The sequence below is a fragment of the Shewanella glacialimarina genome (assembly GCF_020511155.1).
GTDB classification, from domain to species: domain Bacteria; phylum Pseudomonadota; class Gammaproteobacteria; order Enterobacterales; family Shewanellaceae; genus Shewanella; species Shewanella glacialimarina.
Map to the genome: position 1 here is coordinate 490,132 of NZ_CP041216.1, position 15,137 is coordinate 505,268.

Here is a 15,137-nt window from a genome sequence, read left to right on the forward strand (position 1 = left end):
GTTTAAACAAAATTAATCCAACTCAGTGGAAGCAAAAATATGATCATAATTACTGGAGCCGCAGGCTTTATTGGCAGTAACTTAGTTAAGGCATTAAATCAATTAGGCAGAACCGATATTATTGCGGTAGATGATTTAACTGATGGCACTCAAATGTTCAATTTAGCTGATTGCGAAATTGCTGACTATTTAGATAAAGATGCCTTTCTCGCTCAAGTAAAATCAGGCCAGTTAGATTATGACGTTGAGGTTATTTTTCACCAAGGTGCTTGTTCATCCACCACCGAGTGGAACGGCAAGTTTATGATGGAAAATAACTTCGAATACTCGAAAACTTTATTGCATTTTTGTCAGGCTAACAATGTTCAGTTTATCTATGCGTCATCCGCATCGGTATACGGTGGCAGCGAGAGTTTTGTTGAACAACGTGAAGTGGAGAAGCCACTTAATGTGTATGCATATTCGAAATTTTTATTCGATCAATATGTCCGTCAGCAAAAGTTAACCACGCAGGTTGCTGGATTACGTTATTTCAATGTTTATGGCCCGCGTGAACAACACAAAGGCGGCATGGCAAGCGTAGCATTCCACTTTAATAACCAAATAAAAGCCAATGGAGTGTGCCGTTTATTCGCTGGTGTTGATGGTTACGGCGACGGTCTGCAATTACGTGATTTTGTGTTTGTTGAAGATGTGGTTCAAGTCAATTTGTGGTTATGGCAAAACGCCAAAGTATCGGGGATTTTCAATTGCGGTACCGGTAAAGCACAAAGTTTTAATGACGTTGCAAATGCGGTAATTGACTATCATGGCAAAGGTCATATTGAGTACATTCCTTTTCCAGATAAGCTAAAAGGTGCATACCAGAGTTACACTCAAGCTGATTTAACTCAGCTTCGTGCGGTAGGTTGCCAGCACCAATTTAAGACAGTAGAGCAGGCTGTGCCTGAGTACTTAGATTGGTTGAAAGCGCAGCACTTTATTGGACAGTAAATTGTTTTTAATTGTTTGATGTTATCTGGAAAATTAAATGAAAAAGGCTATTTTTACGCTGGCGATTGGTGATACCAATCCAATGTACAACGCAGCGTTACTTGGATTTAAGCTTTATGCTGAAAAAGTGGGTGCAGACTTAATTGTGTCTGACCAATTTCATTATCCAATCAACATACAAGATCCTCAGCATACCGCAAGTCCAGCTTGGACCGAAAAGCTATACATCAAAGAGTTGCTAAAAGAATACGATCGAGTCCTATATGTCGATGCTGATATTATTATCACTCCACACGCAAAGGATATTTTTGAACAATACGATGACCTGGAAACCATTTATATGTTCAATGAAGGCGCTTTATTGGAGCGCCAACCTGTACTCGATAAAATATTTGCCATAAAAGGGTCTGTTGCTGATTGGCCGCAAGTCAATGGTCGCCCAGTGTATTTTAATCTAGGCTGTATGTTGATCTCGAATCAAAGCAAATTATTCGACATCGCCACTTTAGAAGACTTACAACAGGTTTGTAATCACATTAAATATTATGAGCAAACCTACATCAATTATCTGATCCAGCGAGATGGGTTAAAGTATCAAAGTATTGATGCAGAATTTAACCGTATGGATGTGCTAGGGCATGATGGCTATCGTAATGCCAGCTTTATTCATTATGCAGGTCGTGGATACACTAACTCCTCTTTAAAGCGCGAAGTGCGATTTGTGAATGATTTTTGTGAATTGAACCAAGATCTCATAGCCAGCGAAACATTGGCGCAAATTAAGCAAAGTGGTTGGGAACTTTTTATAAACAAAGCCCATAAACGTTACAAACTGCCCAAATTTATGCTGAACTATCTTGCTAAGAAGTTTGTCACTATTTAGTGTTTTGGTTGTGGCGAGTCGCGCGATAGGCAATATCGGTAGCGCAATTTATCTGGAGTGATCAATTTTGCTTAAATATAAAGTCTTTGTCATTAACCTTAACCGCTCTCCAAAGCGGTTAGAGGCTATTTCTGCACAGTTACAACAGCAAGACATTCCTTTTGAACGTATTGAAGGGGTGGATGGTGCGACATTAACTGCTGAACAAATTGAAGCCGTTTCGCCACGCTTATTAGCGCAAAAAAGCTACCATAGAGATTTGGGTAAGGGCGAAATTGGTTGCTCATTGAGTCATAAACGCGCTTGGCAAAAAATCATCGATGATGATCTTGATTTCGCCTTTGTGCTTGAGGATGACATTGGCTTAGAAGCTAATTTCGCTGATGTAGTTAATTTAATGGCAAACTTACCCCATGCAAATTGGGACTTTATTAAGTTGTATCCGCTACGTCGTGGTGGTGGGAGTAACATTAGAGATTCATTTGATTATCAAGGCCACCAATTTGTCAGTTACCATAAGTTTCCGATAAGCGCGGTTGCGCAAGTGATCAGTAAGCAAGGTGCTAAGTCGCTATTAAAAAATATGCCTTATATTGTTGAGCCAGTGGATGGACATATTAAATCGTGGTGGTCATTGGGTATTTATCCATTTGGGTTAATTCCTTATTGTGTATCAGTCGACCTGGCAGGGCTTTCAGATATCAATCCTGTGGGGAGTTTAGAGAAAATGCCGCAACGCAAGCTTACAAAACTGCGTTTGAATTGGTCTAGAGCCTTTAAGCGTATGTTAGTGACACCATCATTAGACAAGCATTTTAACCAGTTTAAAGACAGTTTGAAGTAAGGGATAACGTGAGCGGATTAATCAGCCATCAGCAGCTACTTAATGCTAAAAAAGTACTTTATATGACCCACTTGGCCATTGGGGACTTTGTCTATCAAGGTGTCTGGTTATCTGCGTTAAAAGCGAAATATCCCCATTTGACCATTGATATTTGGTTTGACGATTGTCGACGTAGTCCGCATGAATGGGCAGGTGGACGCAATCAAATTTTAACCGAGTGGATTAATGCCATTGGTGATTTTGGTGATATATATCCTATTGTGTCTAATATCGCTGAGCGTGAGCAATACATTACCAAGGCCCAGCAACAAAATTATGATGTTATTATGTTTGTGGGCAAAAACCGTTCAACTCAATATGCAAAGTTAGCACGCACTATTTCTAAACAAGCGCTCAGTGTTGCGACCACAAGTGGGGCGAATTTTTTCAGTAATTGGCTTTATTTTAATAAACTAGATGGGGTGATTAGTTACGATGATATTGCTGACTCGACCCAGCATATTACTGAGTTATATGCTGAGTGTTTTAAGCAGCTTTTAGGGTTAACCACATCTGATTTGGTGTCTGGCTATACCCAATTAATGATCCAGCCTGAAGATAAATACACCCAGCAAGCTCTGCAAATTATTGATGATTTAACCGGTAAAGATAATACCAAGCTAATTTGTTTTATGAATCATTTATCGACTGCGGATAAGAAAGATTATCCTTGGGCACAGTTAAAGACGATTATGTTGACGTTAGCTCAGCTTTATCCGCAAGTGGTATTTATCATTAATACTCCACCGAATAAATTGATGTCAGTACAGCAGGATTTAGAGGCTGATGCAGAGTTGTCAGCGTTAAAAATTCAGGTTTTTACGGCATTAGAAAACTTCTTTCAGTTGCCAGCCTTAATGGCAAAATGTGATTTTTGTTTGAGTGTCGATACAGCAACAGCACATTTGGCAGTCAGTATGAAGGTACCTCAAGTGACCATTATGGCAAGTGACTTTAAATTGTGGCAGCCTTTGGGTGACAGCCTTATTTTAGAGGGCACAGGTAAAGCCAGTTCAGTGTCTACTAATGATGTTATTGATGCCTGTAAGATTCAATTGAGTAAGTGTATTAAATAGTTATTTTTGATATAGAAAGGGCTTATAAAATGTTCAAAGAAATAGTGAGCATTTTATAAGTAAATTCGGTCTACTTTAATCTGATGGGATCTGATACTTATCGAGAATTTTTTGGTATTCCCCCGTAGATTTTAGTGTCTTTACACCTAGATCAAATTGTTGTGCTTTGATCAGTTTATTAAGATTAAAGCCAACGTATAAACTGATTTTATCTGGCATGGAACCAGCATATTTTATTTTTTCAGACAATTTTAGTTGTCTAGCTGTGTATTGAATAACATATCTATTACCAATAATAATTTGGTGCCTCCCTCTGATCATTCTTATAATATTCATCGACAGTGGTTTATCGCCAACAGCCCAATATATTTGCTGATTATTGGACAAGTAAGACTCTAATGCTTCGCCGTAATCGTATCCCTTAATAACTGCAATAGATTGTGATGAAAGATCGCTCAGTTTTTCATATCTCCAGGGATTATTGTTAACAGTAAAAAAATCATTACTTACCTCACCGACAACAGTCTCCCCAGTAAGTAAACCTTGTTCAACAGCCACACTTTTTGATATGGCTAAAACTGCGTCAATATTGCCAACCTGAGTTTCTTTTAATGCGCGGTTAAATGGCATGGGTACAAAAGTTACCTGTACCCCCTGGATTTCAAATGCTCGTTGTACTATTTCAACTAGATAACCTGGTTGGTCGTCACAAATGTAAGGGCACCACACATCAGAGGCTATATGGATAGTCTTTGCGGAAACTGGAAAACAACATATTATCAAAGTAACAATAGTGCTTAATACGGACTTTTTTGACATAGTGGTTCGTAACATAGGTGCCTTGAGTGCTTCTGGGGCGCTATTTTAGCTATTCATATTATTTGATCAATATTTTTCGATTATAAATTAAACAATTTTTTCTTTAGGTAACCAAAGATAAATAAGTTGTCGTTTGTGTTGGTATTTTTTTACCATATTGTAGCGATCTCTTGGTTAGTGGTTTTTATTTAAATTATAGGACTAAAAGTATGCTTCAGAATAAAATGATACAGCAGGTGGTGTTTGATCAACCTGGAGATGCTAATGTCATGCGGCTAGGTAGCGGTAGTCTTGCACCTTTACAATCAGGCCAGGTTTGCATAAAAGTACACGCTGCAGGCGTCAACGGCCCTGATATTAAACAACGTATGGGAGCCTATCCCGCTCCTGAGGGCGCAAGTCCTATTCTTGGTTTAGAAGTGGCAGGCGTTATCATTGCGATAGCGGATGATGTTACCCAGTGGAATATTGGGGATAGAGTTTGCGCTCTGGTACCCGGTGGTGGCTATGCAGAACAAGTTAATACCTTTGCTGCACACTGTTTACCCATTCCTGCAGCTTGGAGTTTTATTCAAGCAGCGGCGCTGCCTGAGACCTTTTTTACGGTTTGGGGCAATGTGTTCATGCGGGCAGGATTAAAAGCGGGTGAAACAGTGTTAGTGCATGGAGGGGCAGGCGGCATTGGTAGCACGGCTATTAAGCTTGCTAGCCAGCTTGGTGCAAACGTTTTTGCCACATCAGGCACCGATGATAAATGCCAGTTCTGCCTTAGCCAAGGTGCCACGCATGCGATTAACTATAATAACCAATCCTTTGCAGATTCTATTTTGTCGCTAACTCATCATCAAGGTGTTGATGTGGTCGTCGATATTGCGGGTGGCGACTTTATTAATGAAAATTTAAAAGTGCTCGCAATGGATGGACGAATGGTATCAATTGCGATGCAAAGAGGGCCTAAAGCAACGGTTGATATTTTCAGGTTAATGGCTAAACGTATTATATGGACTGGTTCGACGTTACGACCACAAAGTGTGGTAGCAAAAGCCCAGATTGCCGCAGAGCTTAAGCAGCATGTTTGGCCGTTACTTGAAAGCGGGCAATTTACTCCACCCATTGATAAAGTGTTTGCGTTTAATGAGGTGGTTCAAGCTCATCAATATATGGAGTCAGGTATCCATAAAGGCAAAATAATTTTAAACTTGTGTGACTAAAACTCAGAAAGATCTGATAAAAACTTGAAGCATGAAAAATTTAAGCTAATCTGCAGTTATCAAATATAAATTGGATGATTTTAAAGCAAGAAAGTGTCGGTTTATGCTTGTGTAAAGTGAAATTTTTTAACGATGTATCATGATACATACATAAATCTTGTGCTTTTTTTAAGGTCATTACGCTATTGGTAAATTATTTTTGAATATTTTTACCAAAATTTGAAAATTAACTAAATTAGGCATTGATTCTCTGTATTATTCTGTTTAAATACCCACATTATTGAAGCTTAATAATATTGAGCCGAGGTTATTAGTAGTTCATCGAGCATATCTTTTTGGTATATGTGTTGATTTAAGGGCGTTAGCATATATGTATAACACAGTAAAAAAACAATTATGGGTTGGTGAGTTAAGAACGGCTAGAGGGAATACAATTGTTATTCACGACGGCCAATTACCTGAAGCATCCAAAGGGCGTATCTATTTATTTAATACAGTACGCAATGTCATCATTGAGTATGTAGAAGATATCGTTAAAGTAAATTTGCATGATCTTGATGAGGCACAAACTAAAGCTGCGTTGGCTGAGTTTGGTGATGCTTGGCAAGTTGCTCGTGCTGAGTTTATGGCTAAACAGCAAACTCGCATTGATTTGTCTAAGGTGCCCGATACTGCGCCTCCCAAGAAAGCTAAGCCAGCACCTGAGCCAGATGAGATTGCAGATGGTGACGATATTGATGTCTTTGATGACGCTGATGATTCAGATGATGATTTTGACATGGATGATGGTGTCGACGATTAAGTTGTTTGAGTCAAGTAGCTAATAAAGTTGAATAAGCCAATAAAAAACCAGTAGCATGCATACTACTGGTTTTTTTGTGGGTGATAGATACCCTAATGATGATTAGGTGAGTTTGATATCAATAGGCGGGGCTATGTAGCCTTGGTGTGCGTCTAAACGTAAGTCGTTAAAGCGGCTTAGCTGCTTATTCTCTTGAATTCCCGTCACAATAACTTGAATATCTAGTCCTTTTGCCACGTTAACCAACGCGCGACATAGCTCACTGTTGTGTTGATTCTCTTCGATAAAAGCAAAAGATTGATCCAGTTTTACATAGCTGGGTCTTAGGTTTTGTAAATAGGCCATGGAGCCGAATTGACGACCGAAATGGTCAATACCGAAGTGGGCACCACAATCACGAATAATATTGCACAAGTGTTCACATGAGCTTAAATCGCTATAGACACTTGCTTCAGGGATCTCAAAACAAATGCGTTCAGGCGTTTTATGATTTCTAAGGAATTTCTTAATCCAAAGATGAAACTCATGATCGCCAATACTTTGATAAGTTAGGTTGATGGCCACAGGTTCAAAATTACGGTCAAATAAATGATGGCTATTAACAGTTTCAATTAAGCAGCGATCTAACACGGTACCCAATGATAAAATTTCCACAAAAGGCATAAACTGACCTGCATGTAACACTTCATTATCTAATGTGAGTTGACAGTACAGTTCACGTTGACACACTTCATTGTTTTCATTTAATAATATGGGTTGCCAACGAAATTGAAATTGATTGTTATTGATTGCGTGGGTGAGCTTTTGTCGCCACTCATCACGGCTGAATAATTGCTGCTGCGTATTTTCATACCAATGAAAGATTTTATTATCTTTAATCGATTTTTGTAACGCATTATCAGCTTGAGCAAGTATGTCCGATACACTCATTTGATCTAAACGTTCAGCGATACCAATATTGAATTGCTCATTGGGTTTACAACCTGCTTTCGATATTTCTTTATTGATTGTGCGGATCATGCCCTGTAAGTATTTACTAAGTTGTTCGTGTTCACTTTCTTCAATTAAGAAGGCGAATTCATATGCTGCTATGCGTGCAATAACAGAAGGGCTAATTTCATCTAAATGTTGATGTAATTTATTGCCAAGTAACTTGATGGTTTCATCTCTTACTTGATAGCCATACTGGCTATGCACATCTTCAAGCCAGTCCATTTTAACTAAAAACAATGCCCCTGAATTAGGTTCACTGAGCCAACCATTAATCCGGCTTACCATGTATTGACGGTTAGGAAGGTTGGAAACTTGATCAACTAAGTTTTTCTTACGTAAAGCTGATACTTCTTCATCTAGAGAATTAAACACCTGTTTAAGTTGGCCCGACATACTGTTAAATGCTTGAACCAATTCCTTTAACTCTGTTGTTTTAGGGGTTGGCATATCTGGGCCAAATTGACGATTAGCAATTTTTTTAGCGTGTTCTGATAACGAGTTCAATGGTTTTAAGATGATGCTTAAACCAACTCGAGCAAAGATAATGGCGATTAAGAATAAAACTGAAAATACTATGACTATATTGGTTATAATCCGCCACATCTCTTGGTAACCAAACCCTGGGTGAGCAGTAATTTCAATTTTAGCCAGCTGTAACCAACCAGATGTGATGATACTTTCTTTAGCAATAGGCTTAAAAATTTCAAGGTCAATAAACCATTGGGGTACATTTTGTACTCGAATGGCATTATTCCAAACTTGCTGTTTACCATCAACTAACCAGGTAAGCTTAATTTGTTGGTAATATCCACCTTCAAACAAGACATTGACTAAGGTCTCTGTTGCAGCATCATCACCTGCTTCTAAAGCTGGTACAAGCATCAGTCCTAATGAGTGACTGGCATTATTAAGGTCTGACTCCATTTGCTTTGCGAGAAAGCTCTGAGTCTCGTTAAATTGAACGTAAGCTAAGCTTGCTATCGTTAGCAAGAATAGTACGAAAAGTAACGCATAAATCTGTCGAAACAGGGTCATGTGGTCACTACTCCATTTTAAGTTTGGGTTGACGTAAACGGTCAACACCTAAGCGATGTGTTAAATCATTCCATTTTTCTAGTCGTGATGATGAGCCTGCTAACACCCCTCGACCTTTTTCTTTATTTAACCATAACTGCTTACCGTTAAAGCTATACACAGGTAGCAAATCGCGTCGCTGTGTGGCAAGTTTAATTTTCTTGTCTAAATTATCTAATACTAATGGTACCGAGCTAGGTGTTTCATAGTAGGCGAGTACCATATGGTATTGATTCACAGAGGTCGCTTTTACCATGGTGATACGCAGTTTATCCTCTGATACACCTAATTGGAGTAAGGTAAAGTATTTGGCAATAGAGAAGTCTTCACAATCGCCGCCATTTACACCGATAAACTCCATTGGTGTGGCCCAATAGTTAGAGTCACCCCAAAGTACTTTATCATCAACAAATCTGAATAAATTGAAAAATTGATTCACTTTCTCTAGTTGTTGTTTTTCCGGTAAAGCTTGTGCTTCGTCAACTACTTTAAACCAGGCTTTGGCCCTTAAGCCTGCGCGTTGGCCATAATTCTGGCTAAGAGTCGAAATAATTTTGTCAGCATTTAGCGTTTGCGTAGGCGCCGCAAAAAGTGTCGAAATAGACAAAAGGGCTGCCACAATTAAAACGTGACAGCCTCTCTTTGTTGTGGACCTATTGCATCTCGATAGAGTCAAACGCTGCTAGCCCTTCTGTGTATTACAACTTTGTTTATCGTTATTCTGTTTGTTGATCAACAGTGTAAATATGCCATTTCAAATTTGGAATAGTCTCTTCACTTTGAACTTCAGCGATAACGCGACGATTCACTTTTTCAGCTTCAGCTGTGCCACTAGTGTCTATAAGGCGATCAAAGCTATAACCTATAGATGTTAGGCGTGACGCTTCAATACCAAATGTATCTTGGAGTATTGTGGTAACGGCTTTAGCTCTGTTTTGTGATAAAGCTAAGTTCAGCTCATAGCTGCCACGATTACTACAATGTCCTTCAATGGTCACAACCGTTGAAGGATAAAGTGTCATCAGACTCGCAACCTTTTCTATTTGTGAGTAATACTGTGGATCGATATAATCAGAGTTGTTTTCAAATAAAATTTCCAGTTCTTGGCGTTCGTTAATCTTTTTAACTGTGCCGCAACCATAATTATCAACTTCAGATCCGATGATTGTGCCCATGCAGCGTTCTCTTGCTGCAATAACACCATCACGATCTTGATCGTTTAGATCAAATTGCTGTTTAGTGGGTTGGTCCATAGAAATAGTATCATTCATAGAACAAGCACTGGTTAAGCTGACCATTAATAATAAAATGAAGTAGCGCATTAGTTTGCTCCTCCTTCGTAATTACGTTCACCAGACCATACATCAGGGCGAGTTACTCGTAATGATTCTAATAACCTACCGGTCGAGTTTAATACACGATATTGAGCAATAATTTCATCATATTCAGTTTGTAAATAATCTTTACGCGCTTCAAATAGCTCGTTTTCGGTGTCGAGTAAATCGAGTAAGGTACGCTGACCTAGGTTAAACTGCTGCTCGTAAGCAACTTGAGTTTGTTTTGAGGCAACAACATGTTCACGAATGTACATTTTTTGTGGCGATAACATTTCAAAGGCGTTCCATGCAAGCGAAGCGCCTTCAACGACTTGGCGGTTTGCGCGTTGTTGAATTTCTTTTGCTTCGCTGATTTTGTAGGCAGATTCTCTATCACGGGCGATATCTTTACCGCCAGCAAATAGGTTGTAACGCATTCTTACCATGCCGACTAAGTCATTGCTGTAACCATTGACATTTTGATTGGCAATTTGGCTGTAGCCGTCTTCGCCGTCTACATCATTGTTCCAGTTACCACTCAGTTCAAGATTGAATTTAGGGTAATAATTCGACTTAACCGAGCTGCGTTCCTGTTTAGCTGCATTAATGTCATTTTCTGAAGATTTCAGAATAGGGTGGCTAGAAGAAGCCAGTTTAATGCTTTCAGATAAACTTTTTGGCAGCATGTCGGCATCTGGTACAGGTAAAATTAAATCATCCGGGGCGACTTCCACAATACGCATATATTGTGCCCTGGCGTCATGAAGATTATTTTTAGCCGAAATCACATTGGCGTTTGCGCGAGCTAAACGGCCGGTGATTTGTGATAAATCTGCTATTGACCCTAAGCCAGAGTCTGTTCGCTGCTTAATCTGATCATATATTTCTTCGTGGCTTTCTAAGTTTCTCTGTGCGAGAGTCAGTACCTGTTCAGCACGGATAAAGTATAAATACACTTTAGTGACATCTAATGCCATATCTTCAGCAGCAGCAAATAATGCCCATTGCTCAGCACTGGCTTCAAACGAGTAGCGATCGACTTCGCTACTGGTATAAAAACCATCAAATAACATTTGTTTAATACTAAAACCTGCTTCACCACGCTCAAGTTCCATCACCCCTTCATCTAAATTATCATTTAGAGGTTGTATTTTTCGACGTGATGATGGGCTATCAGTTTGCTCCCAACCATAGCCTGCCGTAATATCGACCGTTGGCATATATCCTGATTTAGCCTGGTTAACCTGTTCTTCTCGCGCTTTAAAACGGTTGAATACAATACGCAGTTCTGGGTTAGTATCTAATGTATGTGCAACTGCTTGTTCTAGTGTTTGGCTAGACGCTACTGGTGACATTAATACCGACATGGCCAATGCAAGCGCACTAAACCTTAGTTGTCGATTTGTTGTATTGATCATTTGTAAAAAACCCTCCCGGTTCTTTAGCGCTCTCTCAGCGCAGTATCTTTTGCTCTTAAAATTGGATTTAATATGTACTCAAGTATGGATCTTTTTCCCGTAATAACGTCCACCGAGGTGAGCATACCGGGAATAATTGGCATCTGTGTGCCATCGTCTTTCATTAAATTCGATTCTTCAGTTCTTACTTTTATTGTATAAAAACTGTTGCCTTCTTCATCTTGCGACGTGTCAGCACTGATATGTTCAACAGTGCCTTTTAAGCCGCCATAGCGGGTGAAATCATAGGCTGTGACTTTAATAATCGCAGGTAAGCCTGGATGTAAAAATGCGATGTCTTTTGGGGTAATTTTAGTTTCAATTAATAAGCGATCTTCCGATGGCACAATTTCAATTATTTCTTGCCCTGGCTGAACCACACCACCCAATGTATTAATATGAATTGATTTTATCGTACCTGCAACTGGTGAGGTTATAACCGCTTTACTGACTTTATCAAACGCGCCAATTTGTGCCTGGTTCATTCTTGATAGCTTGGTTTGCATCTCATTGAGTTGAGCACGTAAATCTGCTGCATAAATGAATACTGCTTCGCGGCGTTTTAAAATGGCTTCGTCCATCGAAGATTTCACTTTGGGGCGTAATAATCGTACAGATTGAAGTTCACCCTGGATATCGTTAACGACACGTTCTAATTTTAACAGCTCAACTTCAGGAACAATACCTTTTCGTGCTAATGGTTTAGTGAGCTCTAGTTCTCTAGAAATGAGTTGATAGCTTGTGGTTAAAGTCGATATTTTAGACGATAGTTCTTCCGTTTCTTGCTGACGTTGTTGTATTTGGCGGACTAATATCTCAAGTTGGTTACTGAGGTTATCTAAACGACCTGAATACTCTTCCTGTTGACGTTTAACCAATGCTGGTTCTTGTTCAATGAGTTCTGCTGGAAAGATTAAAGACTGTTTGGTTATTTTAACCTGTTGGCGCCAGTCTGCAGACATATCTGAAATAACAATACTGTCTAACTCTGCTCGCATACGGATAACATTGGTTTGTAGTCCGTATACTTCTTGCTCCTGTTGAGCAAAGTCAGAGCGGAAGCGAGTATCATCGATACGTGCTAATGGCTGATCTTTCTCGACGAGCATGCCTTCCTGGACAAAGACTTCTTGTAAAATACCACCGTCTAAACTTTGGATAAGTTGAACTTGAGAAGATGGGATGACTTTACCCATTCCGGTAGTCACTTGATCTAGTTCAGAAAAATATGACCATATGAAAAAGCACAACATCATGGCTGCCATAGACCAAATAATCAATCGATGACCCGATGGGGCATCGGTCATCATGGCGCCGTAAACATCATCGACCATTTCTAAGTCTGCAGTGGTTAAGTGTTTACTCATGTATTTTGGCCTCCTGCAAGCAAGCCATTGTTAAGCTTTTCTAGTACTTCTTTCTTTGGACCATCAGCAATGATGTGGCCACGATCTAAGATGACAATGCGATCGACTAGGTTAAGTAAATGCATTTTATGGGTAATAAGCAGTAAAGTTCGATTTTTACTGACCTGTGCCATTGAATTGACAAATTGTTTCTCTGCACGCGCATCTAAGCTGGCTGTCGGTTCATCCATTAGCAAGATTGGAGGGTCATTTAGCGTTGCTCTAGCTAAAGCCACGCTTTGACGTTGTCCTCTGCTTAATGATAATCCACCTTCACCCACTTGCTGATCAAGGCCTTCAGACTCTAAGTGAGTAAACAGACTTACACCTGACAATTGTACCGCCCTAATAAGTTGATGTTCACTCACTTGGCGTGTACCAAATAGAATATTGTCTCTAATGCTGCCATGAAAAAGGGTGACATCTTGAGGTAAGTAACCAAAGTTACGGCGTAAATCACTGGGATGTATTTGACCGGCATCGATACCATCATATCGAAGGCTACCGTTGGTTGGCTTATACAGACCCAGTAACAATTTAGCTAAGGTACTTTTACCCGATCCGTTTCGGCCAATAATAGCCACTTTTTCGCCGGGTTCGATGTTGATCGACATAGGATACAGGATTGGCTTTTCTGCTGCAGGGAAAGTAAAGCTAACGTTATCAGCGGTTATTCTGCCATTGATACGTTCTTTACTAACGAGTTGACCTTTGTTTTCAAATTCGTCTTCTTGATCCATTATTTGGTTAAGTTGACGTAATGAACTCATGGTGTAATTCCCCCTAGTTATCAAGGAGGCTAATTGTGCCATGGGGGTGACAGCTCGGCTTGATAGCATAACTGCGGCAATAATGCCGCCCATAGAGAGTTCGTTGTCAGCTAAGCGATATACCCCGAAAATAACCACGCAAATTACGCTAAATTGCACAGAGAAATTGGCAAAGTTGGCTAAATAATTAGCCAGTTTTTTAGTTTTTAATTCCCAGTTGGCAGTATGGCCAATCATTTGTTGCCAACTCTTTTGAACAATACCTTCAGCGCCATTGGCTTTAATCGATTCGATTGCAGTTAAGCTCTCGACTAAATGTCCATGCTTTAAACTGGCAAAACGGTTACTTTCTTCAATTGCAGCTTTAAGTTTAGGCTGTACATATAAGGTGACAGTAATAATCAGCAAGCTGGCTATAACTGGGATTACTGCCAAATCGCCTGCAACGATATAAATAATAATGACAAACAGGATTGCAAATGGTAGATCAACTAGTGAGGTGATGGTTGCAGAGGCTAAAAACTCTCGAATACTTTCAAATTCACCTAGCTGGCGTGCCATACCGCCAACACTAGGAGAACGCAGAGATAATGGTATGCCAATAACTTTAGCAAAAAGTTTAGAGGAGACAATGATGTCAACTTTTTTTCCAGCTATATCAATTAAGTAACTTCTTAGTTGTCGCATGATGAAGTCAAAAACATAAGCAATACCCGCACCAATAGCAAGTACCCACAGTGACTCAAAAGCAAGATTTGGAACAACTTTATCATAAACATTCATGATAAATAATGGTGACACTAAGGCAAATAAATTGACCAGTACCGACGCAATTAACGCATCTCGATAAATTGGAGCTGAGTCAACAATACTTTGTTTTAACCAATGCACGCTACTGTCATGAATGTGAACATCAACAGCAGCATCACCACGGTAATGTTGTTTTACTAAAAACAGATAACCAACAAAGAGGGTTTCTAACTCCTCTAAGGTAAGCGTTTCTTCCCCACCCGTTTCAGGAAGTTGGATAACAGCCTTGTCTTGTTCAATATTGATTTCACGTAAAATACAGGCTTTCTTATCTTTGAGTAATAGTATACAAGGTAATAAAATTGGTGTTATTTGATTAAGATCTTTTCGTGAAAGCTTTGCTGATAGGCCTGCGCGTCCAGCCGCCTGTGGCAGCAAGTCAGGGGTTAGCACTGCACCGGTTAACGGAAGTCCTGCCGCAAGTGATTCACTTGAACATGGGCTGCCGAAATGCTCGGTTAATAAGACAAGGCAATCAAGAAGTGGATCGACTGTCACTCTTTGTGAGGCCGAAATGGTCCACTGTTCCTGAATCTTGGAAGCAGTTGCTGGCACTGTGGTGATATCCTTATTATTCTTTTATGTACTTATTATTCTTATTGATGCTATGAACATCTTTTAGCGCCCCCATATTACTATGGGGG

General features: G+C 39.7%; 13 protein-coding genes. 6 read left to right on the forward strand and 7 right to left on the reverse strand.

Going from position 1 to position 15,137, the window contains the following annotated elements:
- Nucleotides 1–39: 39 nt before the first annotated feature.
- The 4 genes from rfaD to FJ709_RS02025 all read left to right on the forward strand — a co-directional run bounded on the left by rfaD (nucleotide 40) and on the right by FJ709_RS02025 (nucleotide 3,835).
- Complete coding sequence (rfaD, locus tag FJ709_RS02010) at nucleotides 40–993, forward strand: ADP-glyceromanno-heptose 6-epimerase (RefSeq protein WP_226412959.1); 954 nt, start codon at nucleotides 40–42, stop codon at nucleotides 991–993.
- 37 nt (nucleotides 994–1,030) lie between these two features.
- Entirely contained in the window at nucleotides 1,031–1,876 is an 846-nt protein-coding gene (locus FJ709_RS02015) for a glycosyltransferase (protein ID WP_226412961.1), read from the forward strand.
- 67 nt (nucleotides 1,877–1,943) lie between these two features.
- Nucleotides 1,944–2,720: a glycosyltransferase family 25 protein gene (locus FJ709_RS02020; RefSeq protein ID WP_226412963.1), complete on the forward strand. Its 777-nt coding sequence runs from the start codon at nucleotides 1,944–1,946 to the stop codon at nucleotides 2,718–2,720.
- Nucleotides 2,721–2,728: 8 nt separating this feature from the next.
- Complete coding sequence (locus FJ709_RS02025; protein WP_226412965.1) at nucleotides 2,729–3,835, forward strand: glycosyltransferase family 9 protein; 1,107 nt, start codon at nucleotides 2,729–2,731, stop codon at nucleotides 3,833–3,835.
- Between the two features lie 75 nt (nucleotides 3,836–3,910).
- Here FJ709_RS02025 and FJ709_RS02030 read toward each other — a convergent pair whose 3' ends face one another.
- Nucleotides 3,911–4,669: a substrate-binding periplasmic protein gene (locus tag FJ709_RS02030; RefSeq protein WP_319002889.1), complete on the reverse strand. Its 759-nt coding sequence runs from the start codon at nucleotides 4,667–4,669 to the stop codon at nucleotides 3,911–3,913.
- Between the two features lie 194 nt (nucleotides 4,670–4,863).
- Between FJ709_RS02030 and FJ709_RS02035 the strand changes: the two genes are divergently transcribed.
- On the forward strand, nucleotides 4,864–5,865 hold the full coding sequence (locus tag FJ709_RS02035) for an NAD(P)H-quinone oxidoreductase (RefSeq protein WP_226412969.1): 1,002 nt from the start codon (nucleotides 4,864–4,866) through the stop codon (nucleotides 5,863–5,865).
- 370 nt (nucleotides 5,866–6,235) lie between these two features.
- The gene (locus FJ709_RS02040; protein ID WP_226412971.1) at nucleotides 6,236–6,667 is read left to right on the forward strand and encodes a hypothetical protein; all 432 of its coding nucleotides are present in this window, start codon (nucleotides 6,236–6,238) and stop codon (nucleotides 6,665–6,667) included.
- Between the two features lie 102 nt (nucleotides 6,668–6,769).
- On the opposite strand, the gene FJ709_RS02045 is transcribed toward FJ709_RS02040, so the two are convergent.
- The 6 genes from FJ709_RS02045 to FJ709_RS02070 all read right to left on the reverse strand — a co-directional run bounded on the left by FJ709_RS02045 (nucleotide 6,770) and on the right by FJ709_RS02070 (nucleotide 15,048).
- Complete coding sequence (locus FJ709_RS02045) at nucleotides 6,770–8,695, reverse strand: bifunctional diguanylate cyclase/phosphodiesterase (RefSeq protein WP_226412973.1); 1,926 nt, start codon at nucleotides 8,693–8,695, stop codon at nucleotides 6,770–6,772.
- Nucleotides 8,696–8,702: 7 nt separating this feature from the next.
- Nucleotides 8,703–9,341 carry a transglutaminase-like cysteine peptidase gene (locus FJ709_RS02050; protein WP_404829998.1) on the reverse strand — a complete coding sequence of 213 codons (639 nt, stop codon included), beginning with the start codon at nucleotides 9,339–9,341 and terminating at the stop codon, nucleotides 8,703–8,705.
- A 109-nt stretch (nucleotides 9,342–9,450) separates the two neighbouring features.
- On the reverse strand, nucleotides 9,451–10,056 hold the full coding sequence (locus tag FJ709_RS02055; RefSeq protein ID WP_226412977.1) for an OmpA family protein: 606 nt from the start codon (nucleotides 10,054–10,056) through the stop codon (nucleotides 9,451–9,453).
- Nucleotides 10,056–11,417 (reverse strand): TolC family outer membrane protein, encoded by a 1,362-nt coding sequence (locus FJ709_RS02060; RefSeq protein WP_404830034.1) that lies wholly within the window; start codon nucleotides 11,415–11,417, stop codon nucleotides 10,056–10,058. The genes FJ709_RS02055 and FJ709_RS02060 overlap by 1 nt, the downstream gene beginning before the upstream one ends.
- Before the next feature lie 74 nt (nucleotides 11,418–11,491).
- Complete coding sequence (locus tag FJ709_RS02065) at nucleotides 11,492–12,874, reverse strand: HlyD family type I secretion periplasmic adaptor subunit (protein WP_226412981.1); 1,383 nt, start codon at nucleotides 12,872–12,874, stop codon at nucleotides 11,492–11,494.
- A complete protein-coding gene (locus tag FJ709_RS02070; protein WP_226412983.1) occupies nucleotides 12,871–15,048 on the reverse strand; it encodes a type I secretion system permease/ATPase in 2,178 nt (725 codons plus the stop codon). Before FJ709_RS02070 ends, FJ709_RS02065 begins: the two co-directional genes overlap by 4 nt.
- Between the last annotated feature and the right edge of the window lie 89 nt (nucleotides 15,049–15,137).